Here is a 19574-nt window from a genome sequence, read left to right on the forward strand (position 1 = left end):
AATTTTAAGCCAGCCAGCCATCTTTCAACCTTACTACACGATTTCCGTATGTAGCATTGGCCTCCGAATGGGTTACCTGTACTATGGTTACCTTATCCTCCTGATTAAGTTTTTGAAATAACTCCATAATTTCGACCGCCTGTTCAGAGTGCAGATTTCCGGTAGGTTCATCTGCAAAAATCACCTTGGGACTATGAACGATCGCGCGTGCCACACCAACCAGCTGCTGCTGCCCGCCCGAGAGCTGATGCGGGAAAAGGTCTTTTTTGGCAACCATATTAAACCGGTCAAGCAATTCGGCAACGCGGCTTTTCCGCTCTGAACCCGAAACGCCTTTATACAAAAGCGGTGTTTCAATGTTTTCATACACCGTAAGTTCGTCGATCAGGTGATAAGCCTGGAACACAAATCCAATATGATGACGGTGTAATTCCGTACGTTTTTTCTCAGTTAATTTCTGAACCGGGTCATCCAGAAACAAATATTCTCCCTCAGACGGCTCTTCCAACAATCCCAGAATATGCAGCAAAGTGGACTTCCCGGATCCTGACGGACCCATGATGGAGACAAACTCTCCTTCTTTAATATTCAAATCAATGTGGCGGAGTACATAAGTCTTGCCAAAACCAGCCGGATAGTGCTTAGATATTTTTTCTAATTTGATCATTATTAATTAGGATTTGAGATTTGATCCACAAGAAAAGATATTTGCCCGTGTTTCTAAATTCTCTTTTGTTTATTTAGTTTTGAAAAAGGCTTGCCAGAAATTTTTATTATTGTAAATCAACAACTTAGACCATACCAATAAAATAAAACCGTCCGAAACCGTACACTTTTGTACGATTTCGGACGGTGACAAATTTCCTATATCTTTCTTTTAGCTTCGGCTGCGCACGTCAGTCACATCCAGCATAAAATTGTGCAGATCTGTATTTCTCACAAAAGGTTTCAGCATTTCGCTGCCCGGACCAAACATTGCCAGCTCCACATAGTCGCCGGAATGGTCCATCCCCGCCCAGCCAATGGAAGTATAGGCCGTTTGAATTTGCCCCAGTTCTTTGAACGGAAGTTTTTTTGGATTGTACAGTCCTTCTTCATTCAAAGTGGTGTAATGTTTTAAGATACTTTCCGCCTCCGCTTTCTTGATTGCATATCCCTGCGCTTCTTCGAGGCGCTCGATGACCTGCGAAACGGTCGAATTTCTGTTGATACCATTCAAAACCCAGTCGTTACTGTGTTTGAAGTTATGCATGTACTCAAAATTCTTTTCTGTCATCGAGCCTGAAAACAGCCCTGGATTGGCATTACCATGATCGGTTGTAATAATTACCAGTGTTTCCTTATCCTGTTCGGCAAAATCGATGGCCACTTTTATGGCATCATCAAAAGCAATCTGGTCATACAGCAGCCCGGCAGAATCGTTGGAATGTGCAGCCCAGTCGACTTTTCCACCTTCAACCTGCATCACAAAACCTTTTTTGTTTTTCTTTAATTTATCAATGGCAGCCTTCGTCATTTCAGCCAGGGTTGGCACCTGCTCGCGCAACGTCGCATCGCTCTGGTGGTCCACGGTGAATGGCAAAGCATTATCAGCAAATACGCCCAGCAAAGGTTTTGTTTCCGAGGCAGGAAGATTGAAAAGTTCTTTTTTCGTTTTAACCGTCACATAACCGGCTTCGTCAAACTTTTTATACACATCACCCTTATCTTTCCTTTTGGCAGGATCAAAATAATCCTGGCCTCCACCCATCATCACATCAAATTTCAAAGGCAAATATTGAAGTGCGATATCGTTCTGGTCGCCTCTCGACTTATTATTGATACAAAAACCTGCGGGTGTTGCATGTGTAATAGGCACGGACGTAACGCAACCCACCGACTTACCGGCTTCCTTAAATTTCTGCAAAATGGGTTTGTTATAACTTCCGTCCGGATTGGCATTCAAAGAGCCATTATTAACCCTGACTCCCCCGCCCCATGCCGAACTTGAAGCAGCAGAATCGGTCACAAAAGAATTGGCAGAAGCCGTATCCATCAAAGCACGTTTAGCCTTGTTATCAAGATAAAGCTGCATCCAGTGACTTTGGCGCCCTTCCCTACGCTGCAACAACAAACTTGCCATGTTGAGCGTGCCGGTGCTCATTCCGTCACTTACCAGAAAAATAATATTTTTGGCTGTGGTTCCGCCTTTCAAAACCTGTGGTTCCGTATTGCCTGCGAATACTCCGAAAGGTGATATTAATGAACCTGCTACAACCGTTAGGGAGGAATTTCTAAAAAAATCTCTTCTTTTCATTTCAATGATCTGTCTGTTACAAACCGGATTTTTCGGTTTTCTCTAACTGACAAAATACAGTTTCAGATATTAACAGATGATTATTCTGATGAGGTCTTTTTGTTAAATTTTCGATCAGCCGGTCAGTTATTTTGCCAAACCGACTATTGCCGGCAAGCACTTCTCACCCAATTATTTATTCGAATTTTACTATAATTCAGACAAATCGCTTAACTTCACTTTCAATAAATCACCTGAACCCATTGATGAAAAAAATACTGATTCCGGGCTTACTTTTACTAACAGTCTCACTGATCTCCGCGAAACTCACATTAAGTGACAAGAAAAAATCTTCCGATGTTGAATGGCCTGAATACCTCGGCGGCTCCGACCGGAACCACTATTCTACCTTAACGCAGATAAACACGACGAACGTTGCCAGTTTAACCAAAGCCTGGGAATACCATTCACTGGATTCCGGGCAGGTGCAATGCAATCCGATCATTGTCAACGGAACGTTATATGGCGTGACGGCTACCAATCAGGTTTTTGCCCTGGACGCCGCAACCGGAAAAGAAAAATGGAAATTCAGGGCCGGCAAAGGCGGCGGATTTAATACCAATCGTGGCGTAACCTATTGGAGCAGTGGCAATGAATCAAGAATTATGTATGCTTTTGATTCCTGGCTTTATGCACTGGACGCGGTTTCCGGACAACCCATCAAATCTTTCGGGGAGGATGGACGCGTGAGCCTCAAGAAAGGCCTCGGAGCGACAGCACAGGACAAATTTGTAATATCCAATACTCCTGGTACGCTGTACGGCGACCTGATTTATATGCCATTAAGGCTCTCCGAAGGTCCTGACGCGGCACCCGGAAATATTCAGGCTTTCAACGTACGTACGGGAGAACTGGCCTGGGCATTCCATACCATCCCACATCCGGGAGAATTCGGGTACAATACATGGCCAAAAGATGTATATAAAAATACGGAAGTAGGTGCGGCCAATAACTGGGCAGGCATGGCCGTCGATAAAAAACGCGGCATTCTTTATGTGCCAACGGGTTCAGCCGGATTTGACTTTTATGGCGGTAACCGGGCTGGGCAAAATCTTTTTGCCAACAGCCTCGTTGCACTTAATGCAAAAACCGGCAAGCGAATCTGGCACTTCCAATTCGTTCACCACGACCTTTGGGACCGTGACATTCCGGCACCACCGAACCTTGTCACCATTAAAAAAGATAACAAACTGATAGACGTGGTCGCGCAGGTGACCAAACTGGGTTATGTTTACGTTTTTGACCGCGTGACCGGTACGCCTATTTTCCCGATCAAAGAAGTCCCGGTCCGGAAAAGTGATGTGGCCGGAGAAAAATCCTGGCCTACACAACCGGTCCCGACTTTGCCTCTGCCATACGCAAGACAAACAGTCACGGAAGCCGATATCAACCCCCATGCGGAAAATCGCGATTCGCTGCTGGCCATTTACCGGAAAGTAAAAAAAGGTCTTTACCAGCCCTTCGGAGAAATCCCGACCCTTTTGCTTCCAGGTTTCGATGGTGGGGCAGAATGGGGCGGCGCAGCGGTGGATCCCGAGGGAATCATGTATGTTAATGCCAATGAAATGCCCTGGATCGCCAGCCTGAGCCCGACACCAAAGGAAGATGAACTTTCTCATTTAAGTCCCGGCCAGCGTGTTTATACTTTGAACTGCATCGTTTGCCACGGACCGGAACGAAAAGGAAATCCGAAAAGCGGGTATCCCTCGCTTCTGGATATTGGCCAGCGAAGGGACCGGGAGTTTGTTTCCAAACTTATTACGAGTGGAAAAGGGATGATGCCGGGCTTCACAAGTATTAGCGCGGAAGAAAAACAGGCGCTTGTCAGTTTTCTTTTTGGCGATGAAAAAGTGGAAATAGCGACGACTAGTAAAGGAAAAAAAGCACCGGTAATGCCTTACAAGTTCAACGGCTATAATAAATTCCTTGACAACAAAGGCTATCCGGCAATCAGCCCGCCGTGGGGAACCCTGACAGCTATCGACCTGAATACAGGCAAACATCTCTGGCAAAATACGTTGGGCGAGTTTAAAGAACTCACAGCCAAAGGAATCGCTCCAACGGGTACAGAAAATTACGGCGGCCCTGTTATTACGGCGGGAGGTATCCTATTTATCGCAGCCACCAAGGATGGGATGTTCCGTGCTTTTGATAAGAAAACCGGTAAACTCCTATGGCAAACAGAATTGCCGGCTGCCGGGTTTGCAACGCCGAGCACGTACGAAGTTAACGGAAAACAATATGTGGTGGTGGCGTGCGGCGGAACAAAATTAGGAACGAAAAAGGGCGATAGTTATGTGGCGTTTGCATTGCCGTAATCATTTAGCTCCGTTGTAATTTGGGTTAATCAGGTAGATAGGCAACCCTTTCAGGGTTAATGCCCGGCTACCCGGACAAGTTTTCTACAATAATGCCATCCCTTCGGGATTTTGAGCAATTCAATTTCCCAAATTCGAGAAATTGAATTGCGGATATCGGAATTCAAAAATATAACCGAATCTTCAAAATTTCGACTAGGCAAAATCCCGAAGAGATGAAAGTATTATAGAAAAATAGAGGCCATGTACCGGAGCAGAACCCCGCCGGGGTGGCAGATTGGAAGTGGATGTCGCGAAATGTTTTTTTCCCTAAAATAAATATGTCACCCTTTCAGGGTCGGTATCTGGGTTTTTATAAATCCTTTCTACAATAATGCCATCCCTTCGGGATTGTTATTGGCTTGTTGAAATTTCAGAATTAAAAGAATCTTTTCGAGGTTGTCATATGGCAGAACAACGCAATAATTTATAGCCGCAAAATCCCGAAGGGATGAAAGTATTATAGAAAAATAGATGCCATTTGCCAGAGCAGAACCCCGTCGGGGTGGCAGATTTACAGCGCTAGTCGGCGAAATGCAATTGAATTCCTGAAATGATTATGTCACCCTTTCAGGGTTGGGATACTAATCTTGACATGCCCTTTCTACAATAATGCCATCCCTTTGGGATTTTGAGCAAATCAAATTCCCGAATTTGTGGAATTGAATTTCGGAAATTTGGATTCGGAAATATACCCGAATCCTTAAAATCTCAACCAAGCAAAATCCCGAAGGGATGAAATTATTGTAGAAAAACAAATGTCACTTGTCGAGCCGAAACCCCGTAGGGGTGGCCGATTGACATCTTTTCGAATGACCGGAAAATCTCCGCTCAAACGAATTACATGATTGTCAACCTATCCCGCTTATACGCCTTCAATTCGCCACTATCGGGTTCCAGCTCCGTTACCAGATAATTTATTTCATCCAGATCGCAAACCCTCACGCGTTGCACCGAATCCAGCTTCTCAGAAATCGTCAGAATGGCGGTTTGTTTTGATGCTTTCATCATCGCACGTTTCACCTGAACCGTCTCCATATCCGATTCGGTAATGCCCTCGTTAAAACTTATTCCATTGGCTCCTAAAATGCATAAATCCGCATGAATATCGGCAAGCCGGCTAATTACCTCACCTCCGGCGCTGATCTGAGATGTTTTTGCAATCGTTCCACCCACAAAAATAACAGTCGCATGCGAATGATCACAAAGCTGCAAGGCGGTCAACAAACTGACCGTAAAGAACGTAGCGGAAATATCCATGGGAATGTGCCGTATCAGTTCGCTTACCGTAGTCCCGCCGCCAATCACAACAAACATGTCCTTTTTGATGAGAGAAGCCGCTTTTTGCGCGATTACCTGCTTGGCCGACGACGCATACGCATTCACCGTTGAATAGCTAAACTGATACGATTTCGACAAAGCTCCGCCATGAACTTTTACAAGCTTTCCGGCTTCTGCCAGCTCGTTCAAGTCTCTGCGAATGGTGTCTTCAGAGACATTCAGCAGCATACTCAAATCGGAAGACAATGCACGATTATGCAGATTTATCTGCTTCATAATGAGCATTTGCCGCTCTTTCTTCATAATCGATGTCGAAGATTGAATCATATCAGTATTCAGAATAAATTCTACAATATTTAGGAATAGCAATTTTATATTTCAGACAAAAGTAATTTTTAAAAATTATATACGGCATTTTCTTAAAATATTATTATTAAAATATTCACCACCCTATTGATATTTGAAATCCATATGCGGATATTTGTCGAAGTCATTGCGTTTTTGTGAGCTTTTAAAGTCATCCTCTAAAAAATCATTTATGAGAAAAAAAGTTTATTTATCAATACACTTCCTGCGGCCTGTTGCCGCACTGTTAGTGGTAATGCTTCTGACAGTTGAAGCTATGGCACAATCCTATTCCATCAAGGGAAAAGTGTCCGACGGAAGCGGGCAAGGTGTACCAGGCGTTTCTGTACTGGTTAAAGGAACCATGGTTGGGACTGTAACCGATATGGAGGGTTCTTACTCGCTTAATTCTGAATTGAAACCGGGCAACTACACGCTGGATTTTTCTTCCATCGGCTATGCGTCTGCCAGTCAGGATATAACGCTTGGCAACCAGACTGCCATCGTGGTGAACATCAGCATTAAAGAATCTATTGCCCAGCTCGACGAAGTGGTTGTGACCGGTTCAACGATTAAGACTACGCGCCGGCAGCTTGGCAACGCCATTAACTCGATCAGCTCGAAAGAACTGGCCAACTCAGGATCAGCGAATTTATTTTCTGCGCTTCAGGGAAAAGTGCCCGGAGCACAGATCACGCAGAACTCAGGAGATCCGTCCGGTGGTATGACGATTCGTCTTCGTGGTATCAAATCCCTGCAAGGCAATTCCGATCCTTTGTATGTTATTGACGGGGTTATCCTCAGTAATGCCTCAATAAACGTTTCTCAATATGCCTTGTCTGATCAGGTTGGTTCGGCTGTGGTGGGAAGCAACCGTATGTCCGACATCAACCCTGCCGATATTGAGTCGATGAACATCATTAACGGTGCGGCAGCAGCGGCGCAGTACGGATCAAGGGCATCCAACGGAGTAGTTTTGATCACGACCAAACGCGGTAAAAGCGGAGCTCCGCAGATCAATTTTACTACAAGCGTTAACGTCAATGAACTTCGTAAAAAATTAAAAATCAGCACGTATGGTAAACAGTTTGGTTTTGCTTCATTACGTCTTGGTACCATTACGGGCCTGACGACTGCTCAAATTGCAGCGAACCCTAATGTAACAACTACACCCGTTACACGCGACGGTGCTACCGCCAACTTAGCTACCAATCTGGTTGATGTAAACCGTTACGATTATCAGGATGAAATTTTCAGGACCGGTTATGGTACCGACAATGCTTTGTCTATCAGTGGCGGAAATGAAAAGACACAATACTACGCCTCTCTTTCCTACATGAAAAACCAGGGAATTGTTGAAGGAACCGATTTTCAACGTTATGGCCTTCGTGTTCGTCTGGAACAAAGACTGGCGAGCTGGGCAAAACTTTCTGCGGGAATCACTTACATCAACAGTTTTTCCAATGAAAAGCCAAACGGAAACGTTTTTTACAGCCCGATCAACTCGATTAACATCACCAACAACATTTACGATATCACCAAACGTGATCCCGCCGGGAATCTATTAGGAGTAGAGCCAACGCGTATAAATCCTTTGACCGTGATAGAAAAAATAAAATTCTCCCAAGCTGTCAACAGAACGGTGAATGATGTCCAACTAAATTTGACTCCTTTGAAAGGTTTAAACATTGACTGGATTTTTGGTATCGACGCTTTTTCTCAATTTGGTAAAAACCTCATTCCTCCATATCCTTATGCAACTTCCTCTGGGTTACCGGCTGAGCGCTATCCAAAAGGCTTCGCTGCAAATGTAAGCAGTTCTACATTTCAGTATAATAGTGATATCAATATCTCTTACGAACGTGATTTAACTCCCGATTTTAAATTAAATGTCATAGCGGGAACAAGTTATCAAAATAGTAAAACTGAAACAACCGTTGTTAACGGGCAAAATTTGGCTCCTTTTATTGAAACTGTAAGCGGCGCTGCAAGTACAACTATTACCGGCAGATTCTCCCCCGATCAGTTTAACTTATTTGGGGTTTTCGGACAAGCTACATTTGGTTACAAAAATCTTGCATTTATTACCGCGGCAGTACGTAGCGACCATTCTTCTAAATTTTCAGCGACGCAGTCTTACCAAACCTACCCGAAATTTAGCGCTAGTTTCATTCCTTCTGATTTAAACTTCTGGGGGAAAGGACAGTTAGGAAAAATAGTTAATACAGCTAAATTAAGATACTCTTGGGGGAAATCAGGCAATATGACTGGTATAGGAAGTTACGATCGTTTCTGGCAATTTAACTCAGTACCATACTTGGGTCAAAATACAATTGTACCAAATAGCCAATTAGCTAATCAACGGGTTAAACCCGAATTTATGACAGAAAATGAGGGTGGTATAGACCTAACTTTTTTAAATAATAAATTAACATTAGGCATTACAGCCTACAAACAAGAGATTACCGATTTGGTGGTAAATCGTGTTGTTGCGGTTACAGAGGGTGGAACTACCAAAGTTGATAATGTCGGAGAAATGCAAAACAAAGGTTATGAAGTTAGCCTTGGTTTCGTCCCCATACAGACAAAAGACTTCTCGTGGGATGTGAATTTCATTTACAGCCATAACCGTAATAAGATTACTAAACTAGGAAGCCCTTTAATTCAACAGACTACTGTATCAGGTGCCCCTTCTTATCTTATAGAAGGACAGCCCGCAAGTGTATTCTACGGGACATTCTTAGCACGTAACGAAGATGGAAGCCTCTTTGAAACAACTCAGAAACTCCCTCAGTCTCAAAAAGGGATACAATCGACGACAAATCCTCTGGAATACACAGAAGCACCAAAAGGTACTGACGGGCAATTTGCACCTACGGCAACAACAGTTAGAAAAATCATTGGCAATCCTAATCCAAAATGGACCGGTTCTTTCGTGAGTAATCTTACCTACAAACGTTTCGGTTTCCATTTCCTGCTTGACGCCGTTCAGGGCATGGATGTGTTTAATGCCGATCGTCGTACCCGTCAGGGTGTTGGTATCGGTGATTATTCGGAAAGAGAATTGAAAGGTGAATTGCAGCGTGGTTATGTTTACTCCATTTACAACACGGAAGAATGGCGGATTGATGATGCCTCATTTGTGAAACTTCGTGAAATCAGCTTATCTTACCAGCTGCCTAACGTGATTAAAAATGTGAGAAACATCAATATCGCACTTTCAGGACGTAACCTCTTCTCGTGGGATAATTATGATGGCTTCGACCCTGAAACAAATGCAGGTGGTAACAGCGATTTGCTGCGTGGCGTGGATTTTGGTAACGTCCCTATTCCCCGTACTTATCAGGTAAAAATATCGGCCAGTTTCTAATCGACCACTCTATTAATTTAATTGACATGAAAAAAATATTCATATATACGTCTCTCTTAGCTGGATTTTTATTTTTTACTTCATGTAATAATGAATATCTAAATCCAAGTTCAGCCACAGAAGGGCAGGTTGTCACCGATGTAAACGGACTAACTGCGATGGCCAACGGATTGCAATATCGCTATTCTGTGGGTGGTGCCGGCGTGGTTTATTCTATGATTTCAGCAAGCGGTCTCACGACAAAAGAGCTGTTGGTTCTAAATGCCGGAAATACAGACCTTGATCTGTTGGGAAAAGGATCCGGGAATGTACAGGGAAACAATGCCATTATTACAAACCTATGGGCACAAAGCCATCTTAGCAAATCGACCGCTGACATCATTCTTAAAAATGTTGACATAGCTACTGACCCTGCCGTTAAAAGTGGGTTGATTGCATATGCCTCCATTTTCAAGGCGCTTTCGTTAGGCGCGCTTGGCCAGTTCTGGCAGCAGGCTCCGATCGGCACGGCGACGAATATCGCCTTCAATACACGTGAGGAAGTTTTGAAAGAAGCTGTGAAAACACTGGAAACCGCAGCGGCAGCCGTTGCCGCTACGGCGCCATCTACCGATTTCACTACACGTGTCGTGAACAGTGTCGATATGCCGAATACGATCCAGGCGTTGATTGCGCGTTACAGCCTGATGCTTGGCGACTACGACAAAGCGCTGGCGGCCGCTAACAAAGTGGATTTAACGAAAAAATCAGCATTTAACTTTGATGATGTAAGCCAGAACCCGGTTTTCTTCAGCTCTTTCGGGAACCGTAACGTGACAGAACCCATCAGCACAGCATTGGGGTTACCCGACGCTTTAAAACCGGAAACGGGAGATAAACGCGTAAATTTCTACACCCAAACTGCCGTACCAGCCAAAAATCTCGGAACAGGTTTTTTCACCTCCAATACCGCGCAGATACCGGTTTATCTGCCAGGGGAAATTACGCTGATCAAAGCAGAAATTTTGGCAAGAAAAGGTACGCTTGACACCGCGATCGCTGAACTTGATAAGGTACGGACAAAAACTACGGACGTCTGGGGCATAGGAGCAGGCTTACCTGCTTATTCCGGCGCAACCGATGCAACAAGTGTATTGACAGAAATCTATCGCAACCGTTGTATCGAACTCTTTATGTCGGGATTGAAACTGGACGATAGCCGTCGTTTCTCTCGTCCGGCAGCGGAACGTAACCGGGACTGGTATCCATACCCTACCAACGAGCGCCAGAATAACACCAGCACCCCTGCTGACCCGGCGAACTAATTTCTTTGTTTGAATCAAACAAAAAGGCAGAAGCAGGAATTTCACTTCCACTTCTGCCTTTTTTACTTTCAGCCTACGCTGGTTTGATTTAAGACGGTTTACAAATTTCTTTTTAACCGTTGTTATTAAGGTATTTTATTTTCATGGCTAATAGATAACAGGTTACCGTTTGTGGTTTGTAATAGTGGTCCCGATAATTATCCGGACCACTATTGAATTACCTAGCAACCTATCCAGTATGATTCATAAATGAAATCTAATGGACTTCTGAATCTAAAAAACCAGTGCCAGAATTCAACTAATTGATTTACAGATTTTTAAAATAAATAATTATTAAAAATTGTGCGATACTGAACATTTAGTGTTCGATTTCGGGCCGGAGAAAAAAAACATCGGCTATCGGCTTTTGGCAGTCAAATTTGCATAACCTAGCCTTATCGCGGCGTAAATTCCGAAAACTGACAGCCGATAGCTGATAACCGACGGCCCCTCTAAGAAACTAATGACTTAACCGGATTCATCAGTGCTGCCTTTATCGCCTGAAAACTCACCGTTGCTACGGCAATAACAACGGCTATAAAACCAGCTGCGATAAAGGCCCACCATGGCATATCAATCCGGTAAGCAAAATCTCTTAACCACCGATCCATCCCAAACCACGCCACAGGAATGGCGATGAGTGTGGAAACGAAAACCAGTTTTATAAAATCAACGGAAAGCAATTTTACAATACCCCCCACGGAAGCCCCCATCACTTTGCGCACTCCCACCTCCCGGGTGCGTTGTGTGATACTGAAAGCGGATAACCCTAATAATCCCAGACAGGAAATCAGGATAGCCAAGGTGGCAAAACAGATAAAAAGTTTGCCAAAACGCTGCTCGTCGCGATACTGATTGTTATAGGCCTCGTCGGCAAAAAAATAAACCAACGGCAGATCGGGTACAAATTCTTTCCATTTGCTTTCGATCATCTTAATACTTTCAGGCATATTTTGAGACGACACGTTCAACGTAAGGAAAGTGAAAAAACTAGGTGCTACACGCAGCGTCAATGGTTGCACGGCTTCCTGAAAAGAGCGAAAATGGAAGTCTTTCACCACACCAATCACCAGGCCGTTTGCACTGAGTTGAGAAAAACGCTTTCCGATAACCTGAGACGGGTCGGAGAAACCAAGACTTTTGACCGCCGTTTCGTTAATCAAAATCGCTTCCCGCAAGTCAGTTGCAAATTCTTTCGAAAAAGCCCTTCCGGCTGTAACAGAGATTTGAAATTGTTTCAGAAAATCGTAATCAACAAAATACGTATCGGACTGAAATTCCTGCATTTCGTTACCAATGTTTTCAATTTTGGTAGGAAACAAATGATTCGACCGACCGGGAATACTTGAAGAAATACTGGCTGCCGTAACGCCGGGAAGACCGGTCAGCTTATCTTTCAACGATTCGTAATGGTCGACAACCTGCCCGTCATACTGGAAATCGATAACCAGGTTATGCTCCTTTTTAAATCCCAGTTCCTGATTTTGCATAAAATGCAACTGCTGGTACACCACAATCGTCGCGACGATCAGAATGATCGAAATTGAAAACTGGGCTACCACAAGCACTTTTCTAAAAGCAATTCCCTGTGTCGCAGAAACAAACCCGCCTTTAAGCGTGCTCACTGGCTGAAACCGGGAAAGAAAAAAGGCAGGATAAATCCCGGAAAATACCCCAATTAAAACCGCCGCAGCAAGTAAGGCGAATAAGTAATGGACATTTTGAAAAATCCCCGAGCTGATTGTCTTGCCCGCCAGGTCATTAAAAAACGGCACCAGTGTACTGCACAAAAGTACAGCCACAACAAAAGAAGCCAGCGTAATCAATACGGCTTCAACCAAAAACTGGAAAACCAGCAACTTTCTGGTTGTGCCCAAAACCTTCCTCACCCCTATTTCCTTTGCCCGCTGAATGGAAAGCGCCGTGGTCAGATTGACAAAATTGAAACAGGCAATAAAAAGAACAAAGGCCGCAACAAACGAAAAGATATAAACATGGCTCCGGTTTCCGGCGACCGAACTTCCCGATTTGGAGCCGCGCGGTTTCCCGTCGAGATATACACTTTTCAACGGTTCGAGCGCCAGAGAGTATTTCCCCGCTTTCTGATCTATATGGGTTTTAACAAAATCAGGTAACTTAGCCGTTAATTTTGCAGGGTCATATCCCTCCGGTAAGAGCAGATAGGTATAAAAGAAAAACCGCTTGGAATTATGCATCCACTCTTCTCCCAGCGTTGACATGGAAACCAGCATATCCACCCTGAAATGCGAGTTTTGAGGTATATCCTTCATCACCCCGGTAACCTGCGCCGGTTCTTTTCCATTGATCCGCAGGGTTTTCCCCAGAGGGTTTTTATTGCCAAAATAGCGCTGCGCAGCCGTCTCCGAAAGAACGATTGAATAAGGAGCTTTCAAAACGGTATGGGGGTTTCCGCTGAGCAACGGAAAGGTGAATACTGAGAATATCGACGAATCGGCATAGGCAATTTTTTCCTCGCCATAGTGCTCCTGATCCTTCTGAATGATCAGATAATCCAGGAAAATCCTCGCTGCCGACTGCACCTCCGGGAACGCCTCCTGAATGGCCGGCGCCATAGTTGCCGTAGTGCTCAGATAATCCTTGCCGTTAGGCGTTTCTACATCCGTAACGAGGCGATAAATACGGTCCGATTTTTCGTGATAACTGTCATAACTGAGCTCAAATGCAACAAACGACAAGGCAAAATAACAGACACATAAGCCGATCGACAGGCCAATGAGATTGATGATTGAAAATCCTTTTTGTTTCCACAAGTATCTGAACGCTGTCACAAAATAGTTTCTGATCATAATCGGCTCTTCCCGGCTTTAAAAAATAATTAATTAGCTAACTACACAACCATTACTGGCTTACACAATATTTTTCTCACGAAATCAGTTCGTACTGATCCTCAGGTTTTTGAAATCTCCATCCGATCCGGCTCCTACCCAAAAACCGAGCTGCCCTTTTTGTTGTTTGCTTAGCTGCTTCACAACCAGACTTGGCTCCTCATTATTATTTACAAAAACCTTCACTTCCTGACCCTGAACTGTAATTTTTGCATGAATCCATCCCTCCGGTTCAGGAGCCGGATTTATAGGTTTTTCATATTCGTCGTGATGATCCTTGCGCAGCTTGGGCCAATCATTTTCGGGTAAGGAAATGTACTGAACCGAATGATTTTTTCTTTCAATTTCCGAAGATCTGAAATTGAACGGGCGAAAATAGACCGCGTCATAAGTGCCGTTGCTGACACCATGAAAAGCAATGCCGACAAAACTTCTCTGCGGCACGTTTCTTCCCTTCACATCAAATTCAATGGTACCTTCTGAAAATTGAAGATCCGAAAGCCAGGCAATGCCCGAGTCATCCTTTTCATTCAGGTGAATGACAGCCTTTCCGTCAGCGGTAGCCACCAGACTGGCAGTCCGGTTATACGTTTTTATTTTCTCCGATTTAAAAAGTTCTGATAAATCCGGCTCGATCGTTTTCTGAGCATAGGAAACCAGGCCGGCATGCATAAAAACAGCCAGAACCAATATTTTTTTCGCAAACAAGGATTTTTCCATAATCGGTTTTACTCTGATTTTAGAGATTTAACGGGATTTACAAGCGCCGCTTTGACGCCCTGAAACATAATTGTGCATAACGCTATCATGATTGCAATGCCACCGGCAACCGCGAAAATCCACCAGGAAATATCAATCCGGTAAGCAAAATCGCTGAGCCAGATTTGCATAAAGTAATATGTAATCGGGCTCGCAATCAGGATCGCGATACAAACCAGCAAAAGAAAGTCCTTCGATAACAACCCAATGATACTGACCACCGAAGCGCCCAGCACTTTTCTGATACCAATTTCCTTATTTCTGTTTTCGACCGTGAAAGTCGCCAGTCCGAAAAGGCCCAGGCAGGCTATAACAATCGCCCAGATTGAAGCCGTGGTAAAGATCTGGCCGTACTGTTTTTCTGACACATATTGCTTGTTGAAATTTTCATCTACAAAGAAATATTCAAACGGATTATCGGTAAAATAGTTTTTATAAATCCCTTCCAGTTTGGCGATTTTCTCCTGCATGTTATCCGCAGTAAGGTTTATGGTGATGTACTGGCTGCTGTTTTGCGGGTAAAAAATGATAGGATCAATCGCCCTTTGGAGTCCGGTATGATGGTAATCTTTCACCACACCAATAACTTCCAGATATCTTTCGTCCCATTTGATCTTTGTCCTGACCGCCTCATCAGCCGACTCGAATCCAAGCTGACTTACAGCTGTTTCATTCAATAAAACCTTGCTGTTATCATTCCATTCAACATTGGTTTCTTTGGGAGTAAAATTCCGGCCGGCTTTCAGTTTCAGGTCATAGACATTCAGATACCGGTCGCCGATAATGGCAAAAGAATAAGATTTCAAATCATCACCAGGTTTCGATTTGGGCTGGGTAAAACCGGACGTAGAGAAATTATACCAATTCCCCGGAACACTTCCCGAAAGGCAATAATCCTTAATATAACTTTGGCTGCTGATATCATTCCAAAAAGCTGCTTTACGAACTTTATACGTGCTGTCCTTGCCTACTTCCGGCCCGCGTACCACCAGGAGCTGACTGGTTTTTACACCAAGATTTTCGTTTTGCATAAACCGCAGCTGGCTAAAAATGACGATTGTCACAAGCATTAATGCGATTGAAATGCTGAATTGGGAAACCACAAGTGATTTTCTCAGAAAAGCGCCCTGTGAAGTTTTTGCCAGCTTACCCTTAAGAATTTTTACGGGATTGAAATTGGATAACGCGTAAGCCGTATAAATACCTGAAATCACGGAACCTAAAATAAAAATACCCAGCCCAATCGCCCAAATCGACGACGAGCCAAGGGTTTCCAGAGAAAGTTCTTTACCAATGAGATTGTTAAAAAGTGGCTGAAGAATATAAACCAGGAGAATAGCCAGCGAAAAACTTAACAAATTCACCAAACCTGATTCCCCTAAAAATTGTAAGATCAGGTTACCCGGCGTAGCCCCGATTACCTTTCTCACTCCCACTTCACTGGCACGTTTGAGCGAATTCGCAGTCGATAAATTCACATAATTGAACCAGGCAATAAGCAGGATCAAAAACGCAATGGCAGCCAGGGTATACACATATTTCACATTTCCCGTTGTCTGATAAGGATCATTAAACTGATCCGACAAGTGCATATTGGCAAATGCCTGCAACCTGAACTTCACACCGTCTTTGTCCTGTTTCTGAGTATCACGGAATTTCGACAATTTATTTTCAAGAAGCTTAGGATCAACGCCCTTATTCAAAAGGAAAAATGTGGTGATGTATTGTGTTTCAAGATTCTCTGCACTCGCCCAGTTATTACCGTTCAGATTGGCAGGATTTTCCAGCGTTTTTAAGGAAAATACCATATCAAAATTGATATCGGAGTTTTCCCGCGATTCAAAAACACCTTCAACGGCATAAGACGTTGTACCAAACTGGTTGGAAAGTGTCAGCGTTTTACCAATAGGGTCGTCTTTCCCAAAATATTTTTCAGCCGTTTTCTCGGTTATAAAAACCACTCCGGGCTGATTTAACGCAGGCTTATTTCCTTTTTTTAAATTAAAACTGAAAAAATCGAAGAAATTCCCCTCGGCATAAGCCACATTATTTTCCCGAAATATCTCACTACCAACCCCTCCCTTTTTCACGATCCCGTTTCCAATCGATTCTGCAAAACGGCAATAACTTTTGATTTCGCTGAAATTCTGCGTCGCCCGGGTCGCCCAGCCTGGTTCAACCTGCGCCCAGGTATTTCCTTTCGGATCCAGGTTGATAAGCCGGAACATTTGCGGCAAATCCTTATGAAACTGGTTGATGCTTTTTTCAAAACTTACATATTCCAGAATCAAAAGAAAAGCGGCGATGCCCATGGCAAGCCCGGCGATATTGATAAAGCTGTAAACTTTATTTCGGAACAAGTTCCGGAAAGCGATTTTCAAATAGTTCCTGATCATGATTAGTATAGGTTAGTATTAACATCTCACTCCGATTTCAACGATTTTACGGGATTGCTCAATGCCGCTTTGATAGCCTGAGAACTAACCGTTATTAAAGCAATAACCACTGCCAGCACGCCGGCCAGCACAAACATCCACCATTCAATAGAAATGCTGTAAGCAAAATCCTGCAACCATTTTGACATCACATACCAGGTCAGCGGTGTGGCAATAATTAATGAAACCAGCACCAGTTTCATAAAATCGCCCGAAAGCAGCGTGACGATACTGGCAACCGAGGCACCCAAAACTTTTCTCACCCCAATTTCCTTAATGCGTTGCTGCGCCGCAAAGGCAGCCAGACCGAACAAACCCAGACAGGAAATAAGAATTGAAATAACGGTAAATGCATTGACGATGCGGGCAGTCCGCGCATCAGCAGAATAACTGGTTTGAAAATCCTCGTTCAGGAAGGTATAGGAAAATGGTTCGTCAGGCACCAGTGTTTTCCATTTAGCCTCGATGAATGGTAAAACCTTGCTCACATCCTTTGTATCTACGTGGGCAATGATGTAATTGAAGTTATCATTATTAAGAAAAAAAGCATAAGGTTCGATGACTTTATGCAGGCTTTCGAAATGGAAATCTTTGGCCACCCCGACGATTTCCAGCGATCCGATACCGTTTTCTCCCATATTGAAATTGAGTTTCTGACCGACCGCTTTGTCAAGAGGAATCGCAAATTTGCGCAGCGTTGCTTCGTTAACCACGATTTTGTAATTCGTATCCGCGGGGAATTCTGCTGAAAACATGCGTCCCGCCGCCATTTTAAAATCCATCGTTTTCATAAAATCTGCCGATACGCCATTGGTTTTGACCAATCCGTCGTCATTTACGCTCTGGCCGGGAAGAAAAACGGACATATCACTCGGATTGAGAATGCCGGGATAATATGAAGTACCTGCGGCAGCGGTAATCTGGTTATTCTGAAGTATCTCGTTTCTCAACGCCGTGTAAGCTCTTCTGGATTCCTGGCTGCGGAAAGGGATCACAATCTGCTGATCTTTGGTAAAACCAAGCGGCTGGTCGCGCATGAACTTAATTTGCTCCTGAATAACCATCGTTGCGACAACGAGGCCGATGGAAATCACAAACTGAAAAACAACCAGTCCTCTGCGTAAAGTCGTGGCCGAAACGGAGTTTGTAAATTTTCCCTTAATGACATCAAGCGGATTAAAGACCGACAGATAAAACGCCGGATAACTTCCAGCCAGCAGGCCCGTCAGCAGTGCCAGTATGATAAACGCCAGCGCTATTTCAGGCCTGAACAACTCAGAAATACTTAAAGTCTTGTCCGATAACTGATTGAAGAGTGGTAAAAATATAATAACCGAGGCAATCGCCAGAACCAGTGCCAGAAAGGTAAGAACCATGGATTCACCAAGGAACTGACCAACCAGACCACTTTTACCAGCGCCCATTACCTTACGAATGCCGACCTCCGCAGCGCGTTTGGCTGAACGGGCCGTGGCCAGATTCATAAAATTAATACAGGCGATCAGCAGCGTGAACAACGCAATGGATGCAAGTACATAAAGGTAGGTGGTACTTGTCGTGGGTGTTACAATCTTGTCAATCACGCTGAAAAGATGTATGTCCTGAACAGGCAGCAGATGCAGTTTTTTATCAAAACCGGCAATTCTCAAATCCTTCCTGGCATACTTTTCAATAAATGAAGGCAATTTGGCACCAAACTTTTCAGCGCTTGTTCCCGGTTTCAGGCGCAGATATGTGTAGAACATGTTATTGTTCGTAAAATTCAGATTTGGCTGGCGCAAATAATCTCCGACCCAGCCTGCATGTATTGAAACAAAATAACGCGCGTCGATATGAGACCGAGCACTTTCACTTTTGAATACGCCGGTCACCTTAAAATCTTCATTGTTACCGGATCTGCCTCCGATCCGGATGGTCTGGTTTAAGGCTGATTCATTCCCGAACAACTTTTGAGCAACCTCTTCCGACAAAACCACCGAATGAGGATCGTTCATTGAAGTTTTTGCATCACCTTCCACAAACTGATACGTGAATACATCAAAAAAAGTAGAATCTACGTGCACCCCTTTTGTTTCGTAAAATGCCTTTTCCTGCTTCCCTGGCTGTGCGACTTTCAGCAGCGTTTTGTCTTCCAAAAAATTTATCCACAATCGGCTCACCTGAACAACCTCTGGAAACTCGGCCTTTACAGCTTGTGCATAAGGGGCCGGGGCTCTGGGATTATCCATTTTCTCACCGTTGGACTGTACGTTTTCACTCCGTAAAAGATACAGATCGTTCGCATGTTCCTGATGTTTATCAAAGGATGTTTCACTCAAAATGTAAAGCAAAAGCAGCATGCAGCAAGTCATCCCAACAGACAGGCCGAACACATTAATGAAGGAGAAAAGCTTACTGGATAGCAAGTTCCGCCATGCGATTTTGAGATAATTTTTAAACATGTCGTTTAGATTTTCAGGCTAATAAGATTTTGAGAATAATT

General features: G+C 43.9%; 10 protein-coding genes. 3 read left to right on the plus strand and 7 right to left on the minus strand.

The window, feature by feature from the left end; genetic code table 11:
• Window positions 1-4 precede the first annotated feature (4 nt).
• Window positions 5-667, minus strand: coding sequence for an ABC transporter ATP-binding protein (locus M1L62_RS19405; RefSeq protein WP_254561276.1), 663 nt, complete (start codon window positions 665-667; stop codon window positions 5-7).
• 210 nt (window positions 668-877) lie between these two features.
• Window positions 878-2296, minus strand: coding sequence for an alkaline phosphatase (locus M1L62_RS19410; protein WP_254561277.1), 1419 nt, complete (start codon window positions 2294-2296; stop codon window positions 878-880).
• 245 nt (window positions 2297-2541) lie between these two features.
• Here M1L62_RS19410 and M1L62_RS19415 point away from each other — a divergent pair, with 245 nt between their 5' ends.
• Window positions 2542-4653, plus strand: coding sequence for an outer membrane protein assembly factor BamB family protein (locus M1L62_RS19415; protein ID WP_254561278.1), 2112 nt, complete (start codon window positions 2542-2544; stop codon window positions 4651-4653).
• Window positions 4654-5532: 879 nt separating this feature from the next.
• Here the strand turns inward: M1L62_RS19415 and M1L62_RS19420 are convergent.
• Window positions 5533-6300, minus strand: coding sequence for a DeoR/GlpR family DNA-binding transcription regulator (locus tag M1L62_RS19420; protein ID WP_256527734.1), 768 nt, complete (start codon window positions 6298-6300; stop codon window positions 5533-5535).
• 211 nt (window positions 6301-6511) lie between these two features.
• On the opposite strand from M1L62_RS19420, the gene M1L62_RS19425 reads away from it, so the two are divergent.
• Window positions 6512-9688 (plus strand): SusC/RagA family TonB-linked outer membrane protein, encoded by a 3177-nt coding sequence (locus M1L62_RS19425; protein WP_254561280.1) that lies wholly within the window; start codon window positions 6512-6514, stop codon window positions 9686-9688.
• 26 nt (window positions 9689-9714) lie between these two features.
• Window positions 9715-10992, plus strand: coding sequence for a RagB/SusD family nutrient uptake outer membrane protein (locus tag M1L62_RS19430; protein WP_254561281.1), 1278 nt, complete (start codon window positions 9715-9717; stop codon window positions 10990-10992).
• A gap of 491 nt (window positions 10993-11483) precedes the next feature.
• Here the strand turns inward: M1L62_RS19430 and M1L62_RS19435 are convergent, their stop codons facing one another.
• From M1L62_RS19435 to M1L62_RS19450, 4 genes are all read right to left on the minus strand, one after another.
• Window positions 11484-13859 (minus strand): ABC transporter permease, encoded by a 2376-nt coding sequence (locus M1L62_RS19435; protein ID WP_254561282.1) that lies wholly within the window; start codon window positions 13857-13859, stop codon window positions 11484-11486.
• 84 nt (window positions 13860-13943) lie between these two features.
• On the minus strand, window positions 13944-14618 hold the full coding sequence (locus M1L62_RS19440) for a 3-keto-alpha-glucoside-1,2-lyase-like domain-containing protein (RefSeq protein WP_254561283.1): 675 nt from the start codon (window positions 14616-14618) through the stop codon (window positions 13944-13946).
• 8 nt (window positions 14619-14626) lie between these two features.
• The gene (locus tag M1L62_RS19445) at window positions 14627-17053 is read right to left on the minus strand and encodes an ABC transporter permease (protein WP_254561284.1); all 2427 of its coding nucleotides are present in this window, start codon (window positions 17051-17053) and stop codon (window positions 14627-14629) included.
• Window positions 17054-17079: 26 nt separating this feature from the next.
• Window positions 17080-19533, minus strand: coding sequence for an ABC transporter permease (locus M1L62_RS19450; RefSeq protein ID WP_254561285.1), 2454 nt, complete (start codon window positions 19531-19533; stop codon window positions 17080-17082).
• Window positions 19534-19574: the final 41 nt, after the last annotated feature.

This window comes from Dyadobacter diqingensis (assembly GCF_024220585.1).
Classification (GTDB): domain Bacteria; phylum Bacteroidota; class Bacteroidia; order Cytophagales; family Spirosomataceae; genus Dyadobacter; species Dyadobacter diqingensis.